The 19819-nt window shown below is 66.6% G+C and carries 21 protein-coding genes; 9 read left to right on the top strand and 12 right to left on the bottom strand.

Annotated features, from left to right (window positions below):
* Nucleotides 1-62: 62 nt before the first annotated feature.
* Nucleotides 63-683 carry a DoxX family protein gene (locus D575_RS0108240; RefSeq protein ID WP_038032162.1) on the bottom strand — a complete coding sequence of 207 codons (621 nt, stop codon included), beginning with the start codon at nt 681-683 and terminating at the stop codon, nt 63-65.
* Between the two features lie 191 nt (nt 684-874).
* On the opposite strand from D575_RS0108240, the gene D575_RS0108235 reads away from it, so the two are divergent.
* Nucleotides 875-1807, top strand: coding sequence for an AraC family transcriptional regulator (locus D575_RS0108235; protein ID WP_018145443.1), 933 nt, complete (start codon nt 875-877; stop codon nt 1805-1807).
* A gap of 16 nt (nt 1808-1823) precedes the next feature.
* Here D575_RS0108235 and D575_RS0108230 read toward each other — a convergent pair whose 3' ends face one another.
* The 7 genes from D575_RS0108230 to sdhC form a co-directional block, all read right to left on the bottom strand.
* A complete protein-coding gene (locus tag D575_RS0108230; protein ID WP_018145442.1) occupies nt 1824-2681 on the bottom strand; it encodes a NifU family protein in 858 nt (285 codons plus the stop codon).
* A 52-nt stretch (nt 2682-2733) separates the two neighbouring features.
* Complete coding sequence (locus D575_RS0108225; RefSeq protein ID WP_018938539.1) at nt 2734-2988, bottom strand: succinate dehydrogenase assembly factor 2; 255 nt, start codon at nt 2986-2988, stop codon at nt 2734-2736.
* A gap of 136 nt (nt 2989-3124) precedes the next feature.
* Nucleotides 3125-3826 (bottom strand): succinate dehydrogenase iron-sulfur subunit, encoded by a 702-nt coding sequence (locus D575_RS0108220; protein WP_018145440.1) that lies wholly within the window; start codon nt 3824-3826, stop codon nt 3125-3127.
* A gap of 57 nt (nt 3827-3883) precedes the next feature.
* Nucleotides 3884-4246 carry a TraR/DksA C4-type zinc finger protein gene (locus tag D575_RS0108215; RefSeq protein ID WP_018145439.1) on the bottom strand — a complete coding sequence of 121 codons (363 nt, stop codon included), beginning with the start codon at nt 4244-4246 and terminating at the stop codon, nt 3884-3886.
* Between the two features lie 232 nt (nt 4247-4478).
* Nucleotides 4479-6254 (bottom strand): succinate dehydrogenase flavoprotein subunit, encoded by a 1776-nt coding sequence (sdhA, locus tag D575_RS0108210; RefSeq protein WP_018145438.1) that lies wholly within the window; start codon nt 6252-6254, stop codon nt 4479-4481.
* Between the two features lie 10 nt (nt 6255-6264).
* On the bottom strand, nt 6265-6603 hold the full coding sequence (sdhD, locus tag D575_RS0108205) for a succinate dehydrogenase, hydrophobic membrane anchor protein (RefSeq protein ID WP_018145437.1): 339 nt from the start codon (nt 6601-6603) through the stop codon (nt 6265-6267).
* Nucleotides 6600-6980 (bottom strand): succinate dehydrogenase, cytochrome b556 subunit, encoded by a 381-nt coding sequence (gene sdhC / locus D575_RS0108200; protein ID WP_018145436.1) that lies wholly within the window; start codon nt 6978-6980, stop codon nt 6600-6602. The genes sdhD and sdhC overlap by 4 nt, the downstream gene beginning before the upstream one ends.
* 177 nt (nt 6981-7157) lie before the next feature.
* On the opposite strand from sdhC, the gene D575_RS0108195 reads away from it, so the two are divergent.
* Both D575_RS0108195 and D575_RS14470 read left to right on the top strand, forming a co-directional pair.
* Nucleotides 7158-8204, top strand: coding sequence for a folate-binding protein YgfZ (locus tag D575_RS0108195; protein ID WP_018145435.1), 1047 nt, complete (start codon nt 7158-7160; stop codon nt 8202-8204).
* 3 nt (nt 8205-8207) lie between these two features.
* The gene (locus tag D575_RS14470) at nt 8208-8372 is read left to right on the top strand and encodes a hypothetical protein (protein ID WP_018140916.1); all 165 of its coding nucleotides are present in this window, start codon (nt 8208-8210) and stop codon (nt 8370-8372) included.
* 63 nt (nt 8373-8435) lie between these two features.
* Here D575_RS14470 and D575_RS0108185 read toward each other — a convergent pair whose 3' ends face one another.
* Genes D575_RS0108185 through D575_RS0108170 form a run of 4 tightly spaced genes read right to left on the bottom strand, consistent with a single transcriptional unit; the run spans nt 8436 to nt 12027 of the window.
* On the bottom strand, nt 8436-9869 hold the full coding sequence (locus D575_RS0108185) for an FAD-dependent oxidoreductase (RefSeq protein ID WP_018145434.1): 1434 nt from the start codon (nt 9867-9869) through the stop codon (nt 8436-8438).
* A complete protein-coding gene (locus D575_RS0108180) occupies nt 9869-10249 on the bottom strand; it encodes a DUF302 domain-containing protein (RefSeq protein WP_018145433.1) in 381 nt (126 codons plus the stop codon). Before D575_RS0108180 ends, D575_RS0108185 begins: the two co-directional genes overlap by 1 nt.
* A gap of 55 nt (nt 10250-10304) precedes the next feature.
* Nucleotides 10305-11444 carry an acyl-CoA dehydrogenase family protein gene (locus D575_RS0108175; protein WP_018145432.1) on the bottom strand — a complete coding sequence of 380 codons (1140 nt, stop codon included), beginning with the start codon at nt 11442-11444 and terminating at the stop codon, nt 10305-10307.
* Between the two features lie 34 nt (nt 11445-11478).
* Nucleotides 11479-12027: an OsmC family protein gene (locus D575_RS0108170; protein WP_018145431.1), complete on the bottom strand. Its 549-nt coding sequence runs from the start codon at nt 12025-12027 to the stop codon at nt 11479-11481.
* Between the two features lie 415 nt (nt 12028-12442).
* Between D575_RS0108170 and D575_RS0108165 the strand changes: the two genes are divergently transcribed.
* The 6 genes from D575_RS0108165 to ntrB all read left to right on the top strand — a co-directional run bounded on the left by D575_RS0108165 (nt 12443) and on the right by ntrB (nt 19804).
* Nucleotides 12443-13297 (top strand): ABC transporter ATP-binding protein, encoded by an 855-nt coding sequence (locus tag D575_RS0108165; protein ID WP_026182092.1) that lies wholly within the window; start codon nt 12443-12445, stop codon nt 13295-13297.
* A gap of 43 nt (nt 13298-13340) precedes the next feature.
* Nucleotides 13341-14624 (top strand): ABC transporter substrate-binding protein, encoded by a 1284-nt coding sequence (locus D575_RS0108160; RefSeq protein ID WP_018145429.1) that lies wholly within the window; start codon nt 13341-13343, stop codon nt 14622-14624.
* Nucleotides 14621-15460, top strand: a complete 840-nt coding sequence (locus D575_RS0108155; RefSeq protein WP_018145428.1) for an ABC transporter permease — start codon at nt 14621-14623, stop codon at nt 15458-15460. The genes D575_RS0108160 and D575_RS0108155 overlap by 4 nt, the downstream gene beginning before the upstream one ends.
* 199 nt (nt 15461-15659) lie before the next feature.
* Entirely contained in the window at nt 15660-17309 is a 1650-nt protein-coding gene (locus D575_RS0108150) for a sigma-54-dependent Fis family transcriptional regulator (protein ID WP_018145427.1), read from the top strand.
* A gap of 188 nt (nt 17310-17497) precedes the next feature.
* On the top strand, nt 17498-18952 hold the full coding sequence (locus D575_RS0108145) for a CmpA/NrtA family ABC transporter substrate-binding protein (RefSeq protein WP_018145426.1): 1455 nt from the start codon (nt 17498-17500) through the stop codon (nt 18950-18952).
* 3 nt (nt 18953-18955) lie between these two features.
* Nucleotides 18956-19804: a nitrate ABC transporter permease gene (gene ntrB, locus D575_RS0108140; RefSeq protein ID WP_018145425.1), complete on the top strand. Its 849-nt coding sequence runs from the start codon at nt 18956-18958 to the stop codon at nt 19802-19804.
* Nucleotides 19805-19819: the final 15 nt, after the last annotated feature.

The raw sequence follows: 19819 nt of genomic DNA, 5'->3' as shown, positions 1-19819 counted from the left end.
CGTCTTGCGATTATGGATCCGCTGGACCCGTTGTGTAATGGCTGCTGAAACAGCTCTTGGAGTTATCCCCTGCTCATCATCCTCCGACGGATGTAATAGTCGATGCTGACGTAGCGTCCCGCTCCCCAGAAGAACAGGACCAGAAGCATCACGAAGAAGGTCGCGGCCATCTCGATCCCGTTGTTCACGATCGCGAAGTTTCCGGTCTCGGTCAGCCAATTGTAGTTGCCGTGCTCCTGCAAAATGGACTTGGCGCGATCCAGGCGCATCTGTGCCTCCGCGATCCCGGAACAGTTGAACAGGCACATCATCGGGTCGGAGATCCGTTGCCAGCCATGTTCAATATGTACGGTCAAGGCCGCCACCACCATCGTGATCATCAGCGGGATCGAGAACCAGCGCGTCGCCAGTCCGAGCAGCAACGCGATCGCACCCAGCACCTCGGCATACGCCGACAGCATCACCATCAGATAGGGGAAGGGCATGCCCAGCCCCCAGTCCGCGTTGCCGTACCACATCACCACGTTCTCTTTCGGCAGGATCCCGTCCAGCTTGTTGGTCCCCGCCATCCAGAACACCGGCGCGAGGTAGAGCCGCAACAGCAGGGGCGCCAGGAAGTCCGCGCCTCGCGTCCAGTCGAGCCAACCCTGCAAGCGCACTGCCAAGGTTCCAGTCGCAGCCATCGTCCTGATCTCCTTTTCCCTTTCTACTGGGTATAAAGCCTAGACCTCGGGCTCGCGCCGTACGCGGGGTGATCCGCCGGCTTTTATGTCCGATCGTCCGGGACCACGGGGAGAGGCCCGTGACGCCCGGCAACCGGGCGTCCAAAGGTCTAAGGTGAAGAACCAACAGGAACAGGCAAAAGGAAGGTTCGATGGACATCAGCCCCCACGAAGACGTGCTGTCGACGGTTCTGGCCGCCTACAACCTGCGTGCCCGCATCGACACCAACCCGCGCCTGTGCGGGGAGTGGCAGCTCAGCACGGCGGGCTCGGGGAATGCCAGCTTTCACCTGGTGGGGGAAGGCGGATGCTATCTGCACATGGAGGCGATGGCCCCCGTCTGGATGGAGGCCGGCGATCTTCTCTTGCTGCCGCACGATGACTGGCACCTGATGTCCAGCCGCGACACCGTACCCGACCGCGACAACCATCTGACGCTGGTGGAAGGCGAGGATCCGCCGGATATCCCGGTCACCCAGCTCCTGTGCGGCCACTTCGAGTTCGATTCAGGCCGGCGCAACCCGATCCTGGCCGCACTCCCCGACCACATCATCATCCGCCGCCGCGAATCCGGCGACCGCCTGGCGCACCTGGCGGACCTGATGAACATCGAACTCGCGGAGCGTTCCTCGGGCTACCGGCCGGTGCTGGACCGCCTCGCGGACACCCTGTTCGTGATGGCCGTGCGCCATCACATCTGCTCGCAACGCGAACACTCGGAGGGATCGCTGATCGCTGCCCTGGCCGACGACCGCATCCGCCGGGCACTGGATGCCCTGCACGCCCAGCCGGAGGCGGCCTGGACCCTGGAGGGGCTGGCCAGCGAGGCCGCCATGTCGCGCAGCAGCTTCGCGGAGCGCTTTCATGCGCTGGTCGGACAGACGCCCATCGACTACCTGACCCAGTGGCGGATGGTCCTGGCGGAACGCCTGCTACGTGACGGGCGGGAGTCGGTCGCGGGCGTGATGGACGCGGTGGGCTATACCTCGGAGGCGGCCTTTCGCAAGGCCTTCAAGCGGGTGCACGGTTTCGGGCCGGGGCGCATCCGGCAGCTACTGCGCAGGCTCGGTGCCGGCCAGGCTTGATTGCCAAAACTCGGATTCAGAAGGTGTTGGCGACGCTGGCCACGCCCGGCGCACGCGACCGGACCAGGCGCTCGACCACATTCTTGAGATCCAGCGTGGAGCGCGGACAGCCCACACAGGCCCCCTTGAGCCGGACCCGTACGGTGCGCCCATCGAGCTCCACGAACTCGATATCGCCACCGTCCTGCATCATGATCCGCCGCGCCTCCTCGATCGCGGCGCGCACCGCGTCCACGTCGATCGGGCCATCGGCCGGCACGTCGGCCGCCTCGCGTTGCGCATGGGTCTGGGCCCGGTCCAGGCGCAGCGCGAGCTCCGGATCGAGTTCCTCGATCGCGTCCAGTTCATCCTCGCTGTACACGTGATCGGGCTCGTCACTCAGCAGGTGTGACACGTCCACCATCACCTGCGCATTGTCGGGTCCAGCCATGTTCGGGCCTCCGGGTACTCGGCTTTTCGCCAGTATAGCAACGCCGCGCTCTACCCCCGCGCGAAGCCGCACCCGCCAGCCGGGATCCACCACCTCGCGCGCGGGCGACCAGCGCAACCGCACGCGCAGACGGCGCAGGTCCTCCGGATGCATGCGCCCGGCGTGCAGCCACAGGCGCCATACCCGGCCGGTCGCGGGCACCCGAACGACGAGGATGACGATCCGACGCAACACCCGTGTATCGGGCAGCACCTCGACCCAGTCCACCTGCTCCTGGCGCAGGCCCTCGGCGGTGGCCAGCCAGGTTGCACCCTCGGGCGTCTGCCCCAGCCAGTCCCAGGCCGGCGGTTGCGAGCGCCCTTGCCACCACCAGCCGGCCACGGCCAGTCCGAAGACCGGGGCCAGCGTCCACAACGGGCTGTACACCAGCACATAGCCGGCCACAGCCAGGAGCAGGAGGATCTGGCCCGCGAGCGCGAGCCGGGGAAGGACCGGGTCAGGCCGGAGCCGAAGCCTGAGTGGCGGCGCGGATCGCCGGGACAAGACGGGCTATCCCCTCGTCCACCGTGGTCTGGCGACCCATGACCACGTCCAGCAGCACGTTGTCGGGGTAATCGAGCAGGCGCTCGAAGGCATCGCGACCCTCCTGGTCCAGTTGCGCATATCCCTGCGCGAGAAAGTGGCCGAGCAGCCAGTCGTTCTCCAGCATGCCGCGGCGACAGCGCCAGCGTGTCCGGTTATCCGGTTCCATCACCCAAACACCCGTCCAGGCCCCCTGTGGGAGCCTGCTTGCAGGCGAATGCCCCTGCCAAAGCAGGACGCGGGCAGGGGCTTCGCCTGCAAGCAGGCTCCTACGGGGGTGGAACAACCGTTGGGGGTCGCGCCGATCACAGCGACTTCTTCAGCATGGTGCGGCGGATGTCGCTGATCGCGCGGCTCGGGTTCAGGCCCTTCGGGCACACCTGGGTGCAGTTCATGATGGTGTGGCAGCGGTAAAGCTTCCAGGCATCATCCAGCTGTTCCAGCCGGTGCTCGGTGGCCTCGTCGCGGCTGTCGTGGATGAACCGCGCGGCCTGCAAAAGCGCCGCCGGCCCCAGGAATTTGTCCGGGTTCCACCAGTAGGACGGGCAGGCAGCGGAGCAGCAGCCGCACAGGATGCACTCGTAGAGCCCGTCCAGTTGTTCGCGGTCTTCGGGGCTTTGCTTGCGCTCCACCTCGGGCTCCGGGCTGTCGTTGACCAGCCAGGGCTCGGCCTTGCGGTATTGCTCCCAGAAGTTGTCCATGTCCACGATCAAGTCGCGGATCACCGGCATGCCCGGGAACGGGCGCAGGGTCACGGGTGAGTCCAGATCCGCCAGCGGCGTGATGCACGCCAGGCCATTGGTGCCGTTGATGTTCATGCCGTCGGAGCCACACACCCCGTGCTGACAGGAACGGCGAAAGCCCAGGGAGTCGTCCTGTTCCTTCAACAGCAGTAGCGCATCCAGCAGCATCATCCCGGGCTCGACCTGGTCATCGGGCAGGCTGAAGCGCTGCATCTTCGGCAGCGTGTCCGTCTCCGGGTTGAAGCGGTAGATCGAGAACTCCATCGGTATCTCCTGTCGGTGACCGCGGCCACCGTTGTCACACGCTGCGGTAAGCCCCAATCAATCCTGTTCCTGCGCCTCGGCACAGGCAATGCATCGCTCGGCCGACGGGTCGATCTCCAGCCGCGAGCGCGCAATCGGCTCCAGGCAGTCGATGCACAGTCCGCCCTCGCCCTCCTCCAGCCGCTTCAGCGCCCGGCGGGCACGAACACGCTGGGCCTCGCGCCGCTGCTGGCTCGCCTTGGCCATGGCCTGGCCCTGCAGCGCGTCCATCCGCGAGAGCCGTCCGGTGCGCTGCTGGTCCAGCTCCACGGTCGCGCCGCTGTCGGCGGCGCCCGCGAGGGCGGCATCCAGCTCCGTCAGCAGCACCTCGAGCTGCTCGTGCAGCCACGCTTCGGGTACCGGTTCGGCAGGGTTGCTCATTGCTCGTCTCCCATTGGGCACAATGCCCAGGGTTGAACGCGCGCGCTGCCATGCCCCCTGATGCGATTCGCTGCCTCATCCGCATCCCACGAACCTGTACCAGCGCATCTGCGTCGTAGGGTGCGTTGAGCATCGCGAAACGCACCGATCCCGGTGGGACCACCCACCTCGTGATGCGATTCGCTGCGCTCATCGGCATCCTACGATCCTTCCCTGCAGTCGCCTCGAGCCATCAATAGACGCGTTCCTTCGGCGGGAACGAGGCCACGGTATTCGGCTGCGTCCGCACCGGCTTGTAGTCCAGGCTGTCATCCGCCAGCGAGTACAGGCTGTGCTTGAGCCAGTGCTGGTCGTCGCGCTCGGGAAAGTCGATCCGCGAGTGGGCGCCGCGGCTCTCCTCGCGCCCCAGCGCGGAGCGGATGGTCGCGATCGCGCAGTCCATCAGGTTCTCCAGCTCCATCGCCTCCACCCGCGCGGTATTGAAGGTGCTGGAGTGATCCGCGATCACCGCGTGGTTCAGGCGTTCGCGGAGCGCGCGGACCTTCTCCACGCCCTCGCGCATCACCTCGTCGGTGCGGAATACCGAGCAGTGGTCTTCCATCACCTTGCGCAGTTCGCGCTTGAGCGGCTCGACCTGCTCGGCGGAGCCATCGCCCGGGTCCTTGCGATCCCAGCGCGTGAGCCGCGCCATCGCCTGTTCCACGGCCGACTCGTCCAGCGGGCGGTGGTAACGGTTCTCGGCCAGGTACTCGAGGATGTGATTGGCCGCCGCGCGGCCGAATACCAGGATGTCGAGCAGTGAATTGCCGCCCAGGCGGTTGGCCCCGTGCACCGAGACACAGGCCGTCTCGCCGGCCGCGTACAGCCCGGGGACCGGGTCCTCCGGCGTGTCCTTCTCCGGCGCCACCACCTGCCCGAAGCGATTGGTCGGGATGCCGCCCATGCTGTAGTGACAGGTCGGGAAGATCGGGATCGGCGCCTCGATCGGATCGACCCCGAGAAAGGTCATGCTCGTCTCGCGGATCCCCGGCAGGCGCTGCATGATCGTATCGGCGCCCAGGTGGCGCAGGTCCAGCAATACATGATCCGCATTGCGCCCGCAGCCGCGTCCCTCGCGCACCTCGGTGGCAATGGAGCGGCTCACCACGTCGCGCGAGGCCAGGTCCTTCGCCCGCGGGGCGTAGCGCTCCATGAAGCGCTCGCCCTCGGAATTGATCAGGAACCCGCCCTCGCCGCGCGCGCCCTCGGTAATCAGCATCCCGCGCCCGGCGATCCCGGTCGGGTGGAACTGCACGAACTCCATGTCCTCCAGCGGCACCCCGGCGCGCAGAGCCATCGCCATGCCGTCGCCGGTGTTGATGAGCGCGTTGGTCGTGGTGCGGAACAGCTGTCCCGCCCCGCCGGTCGCGATCAGGGTGGTCTTGGCCTCGATCACGATCGGCTCGCCGGTCAGGATCTCGAACGCCAGCACGCCCAGCACGTAGCCCTGCGCGTCGCGCAGCAGGTCCACCGCGAAGTACTCGTCAAAGAAGTGCGTGCGCGCGCGCAGGTTCTGCTGGTACAGCGAGTGCAGGATCGCGTGCCCGGTGCGGTCGGCCGCGGCACAGGTGCGCGCGGCCTGATCCTGGCCGAAATTCTGGCTCTGCCCGCCGAAGGCACGCTGGTAGATGGTGCCATTGTCCAGGCGCGAGAACGGCACGCCGAAGTGGTCCAGCTCGTAGACCACCTTGGGCGCGGCGCGACACATGTATTCGATCGCGTCCTGGTCGCCCAGATAGTCCGAGCCCTTCACCGTATCGAACATGTGCCAGTGCCAGGAGTCCGGCAGCACGTTGGCCAGCGCGGCGTTCACCCCGCCCTGCGCCGCCACCGTGTGCGAGCGCGTGGGAAACACCTTGGAGACCACCGCGACCTGGGCATCGCCGTTGGACAGCTGCAGCGCCGCGCGCAGCCCGGCCCCGCCCGCCCCGATGATCAGGGCGTCGAACTTGCGCCGTGCCACGTTCATGCCAGTCCCTTCATGCCAGTCCCGCCCGAATCAGAATGAAAAATGCCCACAGCCCCGTCAGGAGCAACCCGCCGGCGGCCAGCACGAACACCAGGAGCCGCGTGCCGGGCGCATGCACGTAGTCCATCACCACGTCGCGCAGCCCGATCCACGCATGCAGCAGTAACAGCAGCACGAACAACGCCGTCAGCAACCCGACCAGCGGGTGCCCGACCACACCCAGCCATGCGGCATGATCCGCCGGCGCGGCCAGCACGAAGAATCCGAGGGCCAGGATCACGTACACGCCCACGTACACCGCCGTGATGCGTTGCAGCAGCCAGGCGCGCTGTCCGCTCAGGAGCCTCACAGCACCAGCCCCAGCCACACCAGAACGGTGCCGAGGATGCCTGCGTACAGGGCATCGCGCGCCGTGCGCAGCGAGCCCGCGCGATCCTCGCCAATGCCGAATTCCATCAGCAGGTAGCGAATCCCGGCAAACAGGTGATGCAGCAGCCACCAAAGCCCCAGTGCCAGCGCCACCAGGCCGATCGGGTGATGAATGACCGCCACGACCTGGGCGAAGCCCTCGGGGCTGGCCAGCGAGCGGTCCAGCAGCCAAAGCAGCACGGGAATCGACAGAATCAGGAAGACACCGGTAATCCGGTGCAGAATGGAGACCACGGCATTCAGCGGCAGTCGGATCTTGCGCAAATCCAGAAAGACGGGACGTCCCTGCCGAGTCATGCCACCCCCTTCATTGGGAAGAGAAGAAAACAGGGCTGACACCCTGCAAATGGTTCGTCTACTATCGAGCCGCTTGGTTCAGCTTACCACCTCAAACCCTGGCCGTGCGCCCCGGATACCGATAGCCAATCGAGCCCGACGGCGGACGACAGCGAGCGCTTCCACGGGAGATTTCCGATGCGCGAAGACTGGAAAGACCACATCACCGATGCGGGTGCCGAGTTCGAGGAGGACGACCTCCTGCACTACGGCAACCCGGAACGTGAACGCCGCATGGCCATCAACGGCGAGGTGATCTGCGACCTCTCCCATCGCGGCCTGCTGGAGGTTCGCGGCGACGACGCCACCGACTTCCTGCAGGGCCAGTTCGGCAACGACATCCGCGCGGTGGACGCGCAACACAGCCAGCTGTCCAGCTACTCCAGTCCCAAGGGCCGCGCCTACGCCGTGTTCCGCGTGCTGCGTACCCGCGACGGCTACCTGCTGGAGATGCCCGCAGACCGGATCGAGCCGGTGGCCAAGCGCCTGCAGATGTTCGTGCTGCGCGCGAACGTAATCATCGAACAGGCCGGCGACTCCCGCATCCACTTCGGCTGCTCCGGGCCGGATGCCGAGAAGGAGCTGCAAAGCGCGCTGGGTGTCTGTCCCGCCGAGGTCGAGGAGGTCGTCGAGAAAAACGGCGTCACCGTGGTCCGGGTACCCGGGGTGCACCCGCGCTTCGAGCTGTTCGGCGAGATCGACGCCATGCGCAAGGCGTGGGACGGCCTGAACGTCCACGCGGCCCCGGTGGGCCCGCGCGACTGGGCACTGCTGGACATCCTGGCCGGGGTCCCCACCGTGGTGGAGGAAACCAGCGAGAAGTTCGTGCCGCAGATGCTCAACCTGCATGCCCTGGGCGCGGTCAGCTTCGAAAAGGGCTGTTATCCGGGCCAGGAGGTCGTGGCACGCATGCACTACCTGGGCAAGCTCAAGCGGCGCATGTTCCGCCTGGCGATCCATACTCAGACTCCACCCCAACCCGGCTCGCCTGTGTTCCAGGCCGGCGGCAACCCGGACCAGTCGGACGGCGAGATCGTCGCAGCCGAATTGCACCCGGACGGGCTGTACTCCGCCCTGGCGGTACTGCAGGTCGCGGCCGCCAAGGGCGAACTGCGCTGGGACGCACCCGACGGCGCCAAGGCCGAGGTCGTCGAACTGCCCTACGCAGTCCCCGAAGGAGCCTGACGCATGCGTTTCCTGTTCTTCTTTTTCGTCCTGATCCTGCTGGCACTGTGGGCGGCCTTCTTCAGCCGCCCCGACAACCCCACGCTATCCAACTGGCTCTACGCCCTGGCCGGTGTATTGGCAGTGCTGTTCCTGATCGGCTATTTGCGCCTCGACGGGGTCATATGACCCGAACCCTCTGATCCGCATCGCCGCACCCCCGCGGGCCCGGCACCGGCCGGGCCACGCGTCTCAGGACGCCAGCCGGGTTCGGGTATCCGCCACCGGCTCGCCCAGGCGCGTCTCCAGGTCCCGCGCCTGGCGTGCATGGCAACCCGACAAGGCAAACCCCTCGAGCCGTGCATCGACGTGATACTCCAGGTGACGCCCTTCGCCGTCGCCCGAGATCTCCACCCATTCGCCCCCGTCCGTCTGCGGCGGGCAGACGTTCAACGGCAGGCTCCCGGTCTTGACCTGCACGATCCCGGCATCCGGCCGGTACACCGTCGGCTCGCCGGACAGCGTTCGCGCCAGCGCAGCTGCTTGCCCGCGCAGGGTCTCCACGTAGGGGCGTAACTGGCCGTCGAACTCGCAACCATCGCCCAGGGCGAAGACCGCCGGGTCGGTGGTGCGCAAGAGTGCGTCCACCTCGATCCCCGCGTGGCAGGCCAGACCGATCCGCTCGGCCAGCTCGCGGTTGGGCACCAGCCCGAGCGCGCTGATGACCACCTCGGCCTCTACCGATTCGCCGCTGGCAAGGACGAGACGGGTCGTTCCCTCCGCCACCGGTTCGATGCGCTCGACGGTCGCCTCGGTGTGCCACTGCACGCCGCGGTCCGCCAGCGCCTTCTCCAGATCGCCGCTCAGCGACTCGGGCAGCAGATTCGGCAGCGGCCGTGACGCACACTCGATCAAAGACACCGGATAACCACCGGCCGCCAGGTCGTCCGCCAGCTCGCAGCCCACCAGGCCGGCGCCGATGATGGCCACACGGGTATGGGCCGGTGACCCGGCTTGCGCCTCGAGGGCCGCACGCAGCGCGCGGTAGTCCTCCAGCGTGTTCACCGACAGCGGCGCCCCGGCCCCACCCGGGAACGCCATTTGCCGCGGACGCGCCCCGGTGGCCAGCACCAGCTGGCCGTACGGCACGCCGCCACGGGCGGTGATGATTTTTTGCTGCGCCCGCTGGACATCCAGCACCCGGACAAAAGGCATCAGGTCAATGCCGAGCCGGGCCGCCCGCGCCACGCCAGTCTCCTCCACCAGATCCGCGACCGCGACGCCCCGGGCAAAGGCATTGGAGATCCGCGGCTTGGTGTAGTAATCACCGGAATCGGCGGTCAGCAGGCGGATCGTGCGCCGCGGATCCCGCTCGCGCAGGGCCTCGGCCAGGGCCCAGCCCGCCATGCCGCCGCCGACGATTACAACCGCATCCGGATCGGCCGCGCCGGCTCCGGCACTCCAGGCCATCGCGACGGCACCGGCGTCCGCGGTCTCGGCGCGCGGCTCCAGGGCGGTGAAATCCGCCTTGGTCACATTACAGTCGGGGCAATACCAGTCGTCGGGGATATCCTCGAAGCGGGTCCCAGGGGCCAGACCGGAATCCGGGTCGCCCTTGGCCTCGTCGTAGATATACCCGCAGACCTTGCAGATATAGCGCTTGAACTCGTCGGTTTCGGTGCTCATCACGCGGCCTCCACGGCATCGAGAATGGCCTTCAGCTTGGGGTCCAGTTCGGACCCGATGGCGTCCAGATCGGGGTTGGCCCACGGCGCGAACACGTCCCGTGCGGAGCGCGCGCTGACGCGCAGCATCTCGCCATCTCCGGAGACGTGGATGCGCAACGGGATGTCGATGCCGGCCGGCTTGCAGGCCTCCCAGACACGCACCGCGTAGCTCGGGTGAAAGATCTCCAGGATCTGGTCGGTCGGGACCTCGACCCCGATCTTCGCGGCATTGGCCTGGCCATTGATGTGCGAGACCAGCTTCAGCCCCTGGGAGTCAATCGCCTCCTTCAGGGTCGCGACCGCGGTCTCGGGGTCCAGTCGGGTAGTGGTTTCCAGCATGACGATTCCTTCGTTCGGTGCGGGGCCCCGGTAGGCCCCGACCGTGGGTGGTGGACTAGTGCGCGTGGATCCGCGCCAGCTCCTTGCGCAGGTGCTTGATCGCCGGGGTCACGATGGCCACGAAGTACGACTCGCGCAGCTTGCGCTGGGCGGCGGCATTCGCCAGATACCCCCGGGCCCCGGCATGCAGCAATGCCGACTGCGACGCGCGCAGCGACAGCTCGGAACCGGTCAGGCGCATCTGCAACACATCGGCAAAGAAGCGCTCGGATTCATCAAAGGGGGTCTCCGACAAGGCATAACAGGCCGAACGACCATCCTCCAGTGCCTCTTCCAGCTCGCCTACCTGGTCATCCAGATAGCCATTCACGTGGGACAGCGTCTCGTTGGCGTCACGCATGGTCTGGATGCAGCCATCGATCAGCCCCAGCCCCATGCCCATCTGCAGCAGCACGAACCCCGGTCGGATCCGGCGGATGTACTCGGGCAGGGCGTCGGCCAGCACGTGCTCATCGGGCACGAACACGCGATCGAAATGGCAGCCGAACGTGCGCGAACCCTCAAGGGCCGTGAACTCGGGACAGGGGGTCAGGCTGAAGCCGGGGTCGGAGCAGTTGATCAGCGCCATGACCGGCCGCGGGTTCGCGCCAGTGGTGCGGAAGATCGCGCCGAAGTAGTGGTCCTCGCCCAGGTTGGAGACCCAGGGCAGTGCCCCGGAGACCACATAGCCCCCGTCCACGCGCTCGGCGGACAGCTTGAGGTCCTCGATATCGGCGAACCATTTCATCGGGTTGGACAGCGCGGTGGCGCCCAGCGCCTCGGCATTTGCCAGCCTCGGCAGGGCCTCGCGCTTCAGGGTGTCCGAGGCACTGTTCTCCACGTACCAGGCACAGGCGTTCTGGCACCAGGCGACAAAGCCGGTGGTCATGCACTCGGCCGAGATCACCTCGGTCGCACGGATGGCACTGGCAATATCCGTGGTGCCGCTGGCGTTCTGGCTGGCCAGGTGGCGGTTGAAGGCGCCGAGGCGACCGGCCTCGCGCAGGAAATCTTCGGGGTACAGGCCTTCGCGGTCGATGCGGGCGGTCAGCGGAGCCAGATCGCGCTCCACCAGCGCCTGCAGCGCGGCATCGGCATCCGCCGGCCCTGCGGCCGGCGACACCCCCGTCACGTCGTGAGTGCGGGTTTCAAGCATTGGGGTTTACTCCCGTTGGGCAGCAGGACCGGAATCAGGCCAGCTCTACACTGAGCTTGACCGGGTTGCGCATGGTGTTGGCCACCGGCGACCAGAAGTCGGCATGGGCGACCAGCTCCTTCAGCTGTTCCTCGCTGGCATCCCCTTCCAGATTCGCCTTGACGCGGATATCGGAGAAGCCGAGGTGCTTGTTCACATCGGTATCCCCGACGCCCCATACGGCGGTCACGTTGATGTCGCCCTCCAGGGTCAGCTCGAGCTTGGTCAGGGTGATACCGCGATCGATGGCGTTGGCGTGCATCCCCACGGACAGGCAGGCACCCAAACTGGCCAGCGCGGCCTCGGAGGGGTTCGGCGCGGTGTCGTCGCCCAGCAGGTGCGGCGGCTCGTCGATCACGTGGGCCTCGAGGTCGCGCACGAAGGTCAGGTTGCGGAACTTGCCTTCGCAGACCGTGGTGGCCTTCAGCGTCACGATGTTCTCGGGGTTGGCCTTGCCCTTGGCGGCGAGGTTATTGAGGCCATCCTGGTCGATCGGCTCCAGGGCGTTGATGGACAGGGAGGTAGTGGCTTCGGCTGCAGACATGGTGGTGCTCCTGATAGTTGGGATTCGTGGATCCCCGGCATTCGACCGGGTCGTCCATCCCGGTGCAGAAGCCGTGCCAAAACCGTGCGGACCGCACCACAAAGCCATTTCCAGCCGGGCCACCCGAATCCAACCCATCCCCCCGTCGGACAATCCGTCCGCTTTGTCCACTCGAACTGGTCCGCATTGTCCGGATTGTCCACTTCTCGCCCCCCACGCCGGATCCCCCCGCTTCTGCGATGCCTCGTTCGCCGCTCCCTGTATTGCGCACCAGCGCGCCGTTTCGCCCCCGGTCCGGACGAAATTCCCGGGCAACACGACGGGTTTGGCACGCCCCTTGTAAGGAACCCCCTTGAACGCGCCGCCGATCCGATCCATCCGGCGGCTCATGAACGAAGGTCAAGAGGGAAACGCCATGGGCGCCGCCATCTCCATCGACTACATCACCCACCACTATCCCGGGCAGGAAGCCCCCACGCTCCAGGACATCCAGGTCACCGTCGCACCCGGCGAGACCGTGGCCCTGATCGGCCAGAGCGGCTGCGGCAAGTCCACCCTGCTGCACATGCTCGCGGGCCTGCTGCTGCCGAGCGAAGGCTGCGTGCGCATCAACGGCCACCAGGTCATCAAGCCGAGCCCGCGCTGGAACATGATGTTCCAGAAGCCCTCGCTCTACCCCTGGATGACGGTGCGCAAGAACGCCTCGCTGGGCCTGATCTTCCAGGGCCGCAAGACCGACATGCGCGAACGCATCGACCAGCTGCTGGAGACCGTGGGCCTGAGCGAGAAGGCCGAGGTTAACGTGCAGTCGCTCTCCGGCGGTCAGCAACAGCGCGTCGCCCTGGCCCGCAGCCTGGCCACCGACCCCGAACTGCTGCTGCTCGACGAACCGTTCTCGGCCCTGGACGCCTTTACCCGCGTCGCCCTGCAGGACGAAGTCACCCGCCTGGCCCGGGAACGCGGGATCTCGGTGGTGTTCGTCACCCACGACATCGAAGAGGCCGTCGCCATGGCCGACCGCGTGCTGGTCATGGGCTCCAACCCGGGGACCATCACCGCCGAACTGCCGATCGACATTGCCCACCCACGCGATCGCAACAGCCAGGCCTTCGTCGACCGCAAGGCCGAACTGATGGGCTACTTCGGCGCCACCCGCACCCCGGCCGCTGACAAGGGTTCAGCGGAGGCCGAAGCCCCGACGCCGGATACCGAAAGCGAACAAGACGAGTCTTCTTCATCCGAATCCCGAGCGCGCGTACGCGCCGCCTGATCCACCACCCCACTGCCCCGAACCCAAGCGAGGAACCGCCACCATGTGCAACTGCGACAACCACCACGACATCGACAGCGAACTGGACCGGCTGCTGGATCGCAGCTTCTCCCGTCGCAACTTCCTGCGTACCGCCGCCGTCGGCGGCCTGGCCGGGAGCGGGCTTGCCCTGCCCGGTTCCCTGTTCGGGGCCGAACCCGGGAGCCTCGAAGAGCCCGAAGGCGTCGTCAGCGACTTCGACGGCGTCGTGCGCATCGGCTACATCCCGATCACCGACGCGGCCGCCCTGCTGGTCGCCCACTCCGAGGGCTATTTCGAGGACGAAGGACTGGAGGTCGCCGATCCCCAGCTGATCCGCGGCTGGTCGCCGCTGATCGAGTCCTTCGCCGCCAACCGATTCAACCTGGTGCACCTGCTGAAGCCGATCCCGCTGTGGATGCGCTACCAGAATGACTTCCCGGTGAAGATCATGTCCTGGGCCCACACCAACGGCTCGGCCGTGGTGACCGGCCGCCATGTCGACGTGCAGAGCTTCGCCGACCTCGGCGGCAAGAGCGTGGCCGTGCCTTACTGGTATTCCATGCACAACGTAGTCATGCAGATGGCCCTGCGCGATGCCGGCCTGACGCCGGTGATCCGCGATCAGGGCGACGCGCTGGAGGCGCACGAGGTCAACCTGATGCTCATGCCGCCGCCGGACATGCCGCCGGCCCTGGCCGCGCGCTCCATTGATGCCTACATCGTCGCCGAGCCGTTCAACGCCGCCGGCGAACTGCTGGCGCGCGGCAACGTGCTGCGCTTCACCGGCGATATCTGGAAGAACCACCCCTGCTGCGTGGTCTGCATGAACGAGCGCCTGACCGACCGCGAGCCGGAGTGGACCCAGAAGGTGATGAACGCCGTGGTCCGCGCCCAGGGCACCATCCAGCAGGACAAGAAGAGCGTCGCCACCATGCTCTCGCGCGATGGCAAGGGCTACTTGCCGATGCCCGCCAACGTAGTGGAACGCGCGATGACCAACTATCACGACGACAGCACCTACGCCGACAGCGGCGCGATCCGTCACCCCGAATGGGAGAACGGTCGCATCGACTTCTCGCCCTGGCCCTACCCGTCCGCGACCAAGATGCTGGTCGGCGCCATGAACGAGACCCTGGTCGGCGGCGACACCACCTTCCTCGAAGGCCTGGACCCGGACTTCGTCACCGACGACCTAGTGAACTACGACTTCGTGCGCAAGGCGATGGAAAAACACACCGCCTGGCAGGGCGCCCCGGGCGTGGACATGGATTCGCCCTATGCCCGCGAGGAGGTGGTGGTCCTATGAACCGCGAAGCCACACTCTCCGTCGACACCGCGACCGTGGAGCGGCTCATGCCGGTGCTGCGGTTCGCGGACCAAGCGCGCCGGGCGCTGCAGTACCCGGCACTGGGCATCGCCGGCCTGTTCGCCCTGTGGTACTGGGGCGGCTGGGCCATCGGCAACAACGAGGACACGATGGCCTTCGCCAGCTTCGCCCCCGGGCCCACGCTGGCGGCCTTCTGGGACATCGTCAGCTCCGGGGCCGTGTGGTCGCCGATCGAGTCCAGCCTGTACCGCGTGGGCTGGGGCCTGGCCTACGCCATTGCCATCGGCGTGCCACTGGGCGTAATGATCGGCTATTTCCTGACGCTGAAGCAGGTCACCCACGTCCCGTTCCAGTTCCTGCGGATGATCTCGCCGCTGGCCTGGATGCCGGTCGCGGTACTGGCCTTCGCCACCTGGGATGCGGCCATCATCTTCCTGATCGCCATCGCGGCCGTCTGGCCCATTACCTACGCCACCGCGCACGGGGTGCAACGCATCGATCCGATGTGGCTCAAGGTGGGCAACAACCTGGGCGCCAATCCGTACCACACCCTGCGCTACATCGTGATGCCCGCGATCGCCCAGGATGTGTTCGCCGGGATCCGCCTGGCGGTGGGTGTGGCCTGGATCGTACTGGTGCCGGCCGAGTACCTGGGCGTCACCTCGGGGCTGGGCTACGCCATCAACGATGCCCGCGACACCCTGGAGTACGACAAACTGGCCGCATTTGTCCTGGTCATCGGCATCATCGGCTACATGCTCGACGCCATCTGCGTACGCCTGATCAAGCGCAGCAGCTATCACGCGGAGGGCTGATCCCTCCAGGCCATGCCCGGGCCCGGCCGTTCCTGGCCGGGCCTTTTTGTGCGCCCGCAAAGCGGGCAAGCGCGACCCAACAGTGCAAGGCCCTGCCCCGCCTCGAGGCAACCGCGTCACCCCGACCCGGCCAGACGCCTCCGAACGCCCCACCAACACGTCGTTTCCGCACTGGCAGGCTTTCTGCATAACCCACGGCATGGCACTCCACCGCATATCCGATTCGACCCCACCGGACCTGGCCACCCGGGAGCAGGAGATCACCCTGCTGCTGGAGGTTGCCAAGCTCATGGGCCGCTCCGGCGACCCGGATGCCGCGATCTACCGCATCCTCGGGATGATGTCCCAGCTACTGGGGCTCAACCGCGGCCGGGTCCTGTTGCCGGATCCGAACAGCGGCCAGCTGCGCATCCGCCACGCCTACGGCCTGACCGATGCCGAGCGCGACCGCGGCAGCTACAGCCTCGGCGAGGGTGTCACCGGGCGCGTCATGAAGACCGGCCAGATCGCCCTGATCCAGGACATCGACAACGAGCCCGAATACCTCGCGCGCGCCATTGACCGTTCCACCCTGCCGCAGGAGACCGTCGCCTACATCGCCGTGCCCATCGTCCAGGACGAACACGCCATCGGCGTGCTGGGTGTGCACCGGCTGCGACGCCGCTCGCGCCAGTTCCAGGACGACCTGAACCTTCTGCGGGTGATCGCGAGCATGATCGGCCAGGTGCTGCGCATCCACCAGCTGATCGCCGAGCGCACCGCCGAGCTGGTCTCGGAGAACCGCTACCTCAAGAGTGCCCTGGATACCCAGGGCGGGCAGTACGGCATCCTCGGCGAGAGTCCGGCCCTGCGGCACGTCCTCAAGCAGGTCCACCGCATTGCGGATACCCAGGCCACCGTCCTGATCACCGGGGCCTCCGGGACTGGCAAGGAGAAGATCGCGCGCATGGTCCACCGGATCAGCCAGCGCAACGCGAAGCCGTTCATCTCCATCAACTGCGCCGCGATCCCGGCGGACCTGCTGGAATCCGAACTGTTTGGCCACGAAAAGGGGGCCTTCACCGGTGCCTCCAGCGCCAAGACCGGCAAGATCGCCCTGGCCGACGGCGGCACGCTGTTTCTGGACGAGATCGGCGACATGCCGGAGGCGTTGCAGTCGAAGATCCTGCGTGTACTGCAGGAACGGCTGGTCCAGCCCATTGGCGGCAACCGCGATCTCCCGGTGGACGTACGCATCATCGCCGCAACCCACCAGAACCTGCAGGCCGCGGTGAACGCCGGGAACTTCCGGCTCGACCTGTTCTACCGCCTGAACGTGATCCCGCTGCACATGCCGGCCCTGCGCGACCGCGCCAGCGACATCCGCCTGCTCACCCGCCACTTCCTCGACCGCTACACCCACCTGCACGGCTGGAACGTGGTCGTCGACGAGGGCGTGCTGGAACGCCTGGAGGCCTTCGACTGGCCCGGCAACATCCGCCAGCTGGAGAACGTGCTGGAGCGCGCCGTGCTGCTGTCCACGGACGGCCGCATCGGCACGCCGCTGATCGACGAGATCCTGCACGAGGAATCCCGCATCAGCCCGTTCGAGGGCGAGAGGTACAGCCTCCGCGACGAGCGTGCACCGGCACCATCGCGGCACAACGAGCCCCGAACCCTGCCCTCTTCCGGCGCGCCCTGCACCAGCGCAGTGCGCCCATATCAGCGCGTGCACGCCACCGAGGCGGAGCGCCTGAAGCGCGCGATCGAGCAGACCGGGGGCAACAAGACCCGCGCCGCGATGGACCTGGGCCTGACCCCGCGGCAATTGCGCTATCGCCTGAAAAAGCTCGGCATAGAAACCACTTAGGCCCACCACTCAGACACCAGCGGACCTTTTGTCCCCTTCGTCGACAATGTCGACCAATGGTCCGATCTCCCGGCACTCGCGCGCCGCCCTGGCGGCCCATTCCCCACGCTTGGCATGGCACCTGCAATGACCCTCGACATGCGCGGCAACGATGCCCGCATCGATTCGACCCACGAGGAGAGCCGACCATGCCGACCAAGAGTCTTCACGATCCCTTCGACGCCAACGCCGACCTGCGCCACGGCTCCAGCTGCCGCCACGGGCACACCGGTCCCGGCAGCTGCAGCTGCTTCGACACCGCGTCCCCGGACCTGGAAGAAAAACTGGAACGACGCGCCACCCATGAGCCCGTTCAGGCCGACGCCCACACCAACGGCGAAGACCTGAGCGACGAGGCCATGGTCGATCGCGCCGTGGAAAGCGCCATCGTCCGCGGCATGTTCGGCCACAACGAGATCAACCGCCGCCGCTTCCTGCAGATGATCGGGGGCGGCACGGTGGCCGCGGCCCTGGGCTCCATCCTGCCGCTGGACAAGGTCAAGGCCGCAATCAAGGACGGTGGCCCGCTGGAAAAGACCAAGCTGCGCGTCGGCTTCGTCCCGATCACCTGCGCCACGCCGATCATCATGGCCCACCCGATGGGCTTCTACGAGCGCCATGGCCTGGACGTCGACGTGATCAAGACCGCCGGCTGGGCGGTGGCCCGCGACATGTCGCTGTCCGGTGAGTACGACGCCTCGCACATGCTCTCGCCCATGCCGCTGTCGATGACCCTCGGCTCCGGCTCCTCGCGCGAGCACTACATCATGCCGGCGGTGGAGAACATCAACGGCCAGGCCATCACCCTGCACAACAAGCACAAGGACAAGCGCGATCCGAAGGACTGGAAGGGCTTCACCTTTGCCGTGCCCTTCGAGTACTCCATGCACAACTTCCTGCTCCGCTACTACGTCGCGGAACACGGGCTGGATCCGGATCGCGACATCAGCATCCGCGTCGTCCCGCCGCCGGAGATGGTCGCCAACCTGCGTGCCGAGAACGTCGATGGCTATCTGGCCCCCGACCCCTTCAACCAGCGCGCGGTCTGGGACGGCATCGGCTTCATTCACATGCTGACCAAGGAGATCTGGGACGGCCACCCGTGCTGCGCCTTCGCCTGCTCGGCCGCCTTCGCCGACGAGCACCCGAACACCTTCGGCGCCCTGTTCCGCGCGTTGATCGAGGCCACCCAGTACAGCTCGGATATCAACAACCGCGCCGAGATCGCCGAGGCCATCTCCCCGCGTGCCTATCTGAACCAGCCGCAATCGGTGGTGGAACAGGTGCTGACCGGGCGTTACGCCGACGGCCTGGGCAACGTCCAGAACGACCCGCACCGGATCGACTTCGACCCCTTCCCCTGGCACTCGATGGCCACCTGGATCCTCACCCAGATGAAGCGCTGGGGCTATGTGGATCGCGACTTTGACTACAACCGCCTGGCGGAAGACGTCTTCCTCGCCAGCGAGTGCGCCGAGGTCATGACCGAGCTGGGCTACGAGGCGCCAAGCAAGACCTACAAGAACTTCGAGATCATGGGGAAGGTGTTCGACTACACCGACCCGGAAGGCTATCTCGACAGCTTCGACATCCGCAGGAGCTAAGCCATGTTGAGCAATCTCAACTTCCGGGCGACCGTTCTCTCGCTGGTGATGCTCGTGGTCTTCCTGGGCGTGTGGCAGCTGGCCACCGCCCCGGAGGTCCTCGCACCGCAACAGGGCGAGCTGAGCGAATACGAACGGCTGATGGGGGGCGGAACCGACCGCACTTCCAGCAGCGGCATCCCGGCCCCCACCCAGGTGTTCAGCCACGCCTTCAGCGAACTGAGCAACCCGTTCTACGACGCGGGCCCGAACGACAAGGGCATCGGCATCCAGCTGGCCTACTCGATCTACCGGGTCCTGCTGGGCTTTGCCCTGGCCGCGCTGATCGCCATCCCGCTCGGCTTCGTGATTGGCATGTCACCGCTGCTGAACAAGGCCTTCGATCCGTACATCCAGATCCTCAAGCCGATCTCGCCGCTGGCCTGGATGCCGCTCGCCCTGTTCGTGATCCGCGACTCCAACATGTCGGCCATCTTCGTGATCTTCATCTGCTCGATCTGGCCGATGCTCGTGAACACGGCCTACGGCGTCGCCTCGGTGCGCAATGACTGGCTGAACGTCGCCAAGACCCACCAGCTGTCGAACCTGCGCACCGCGTTCACCGTGATCCTGCCCGCCGCGGCCCCGACCATCCTCACCGGCATGCGCATCTCCATCGGCATCGCCTGGCTGGTCATCGTCGCCGCCGAGATGCTCGTGGGCGGCACCGGCATCGGCTACTACATCTGGAACGAGTGGAACAACCTCGATCTCGCCAGCGTGATCTTCGCGATCATCATGATCGGCATCGTCGGCTTCCTGCTGGATGCCTCCCTCGCCCAGGCCACCAAATTCGTGCGCTACGCCGACTGAGTCGGCGCAGCCCAA

The organism is Thioalkalivibrio sp. AKL6, from assembly GCF_000376905.1.
Taxonomy (GTDB): Bacteria; Pseudomonadota; Gammaproteobacteria; order Ectothiorhodospirales; family Ectothiorhodospiraceae; genus Thioalkalivibrio; species Thioalkalivibrio versutus.
This window is presented reverse-complemented; position numbering and strand designations above follow the sequence as displayed.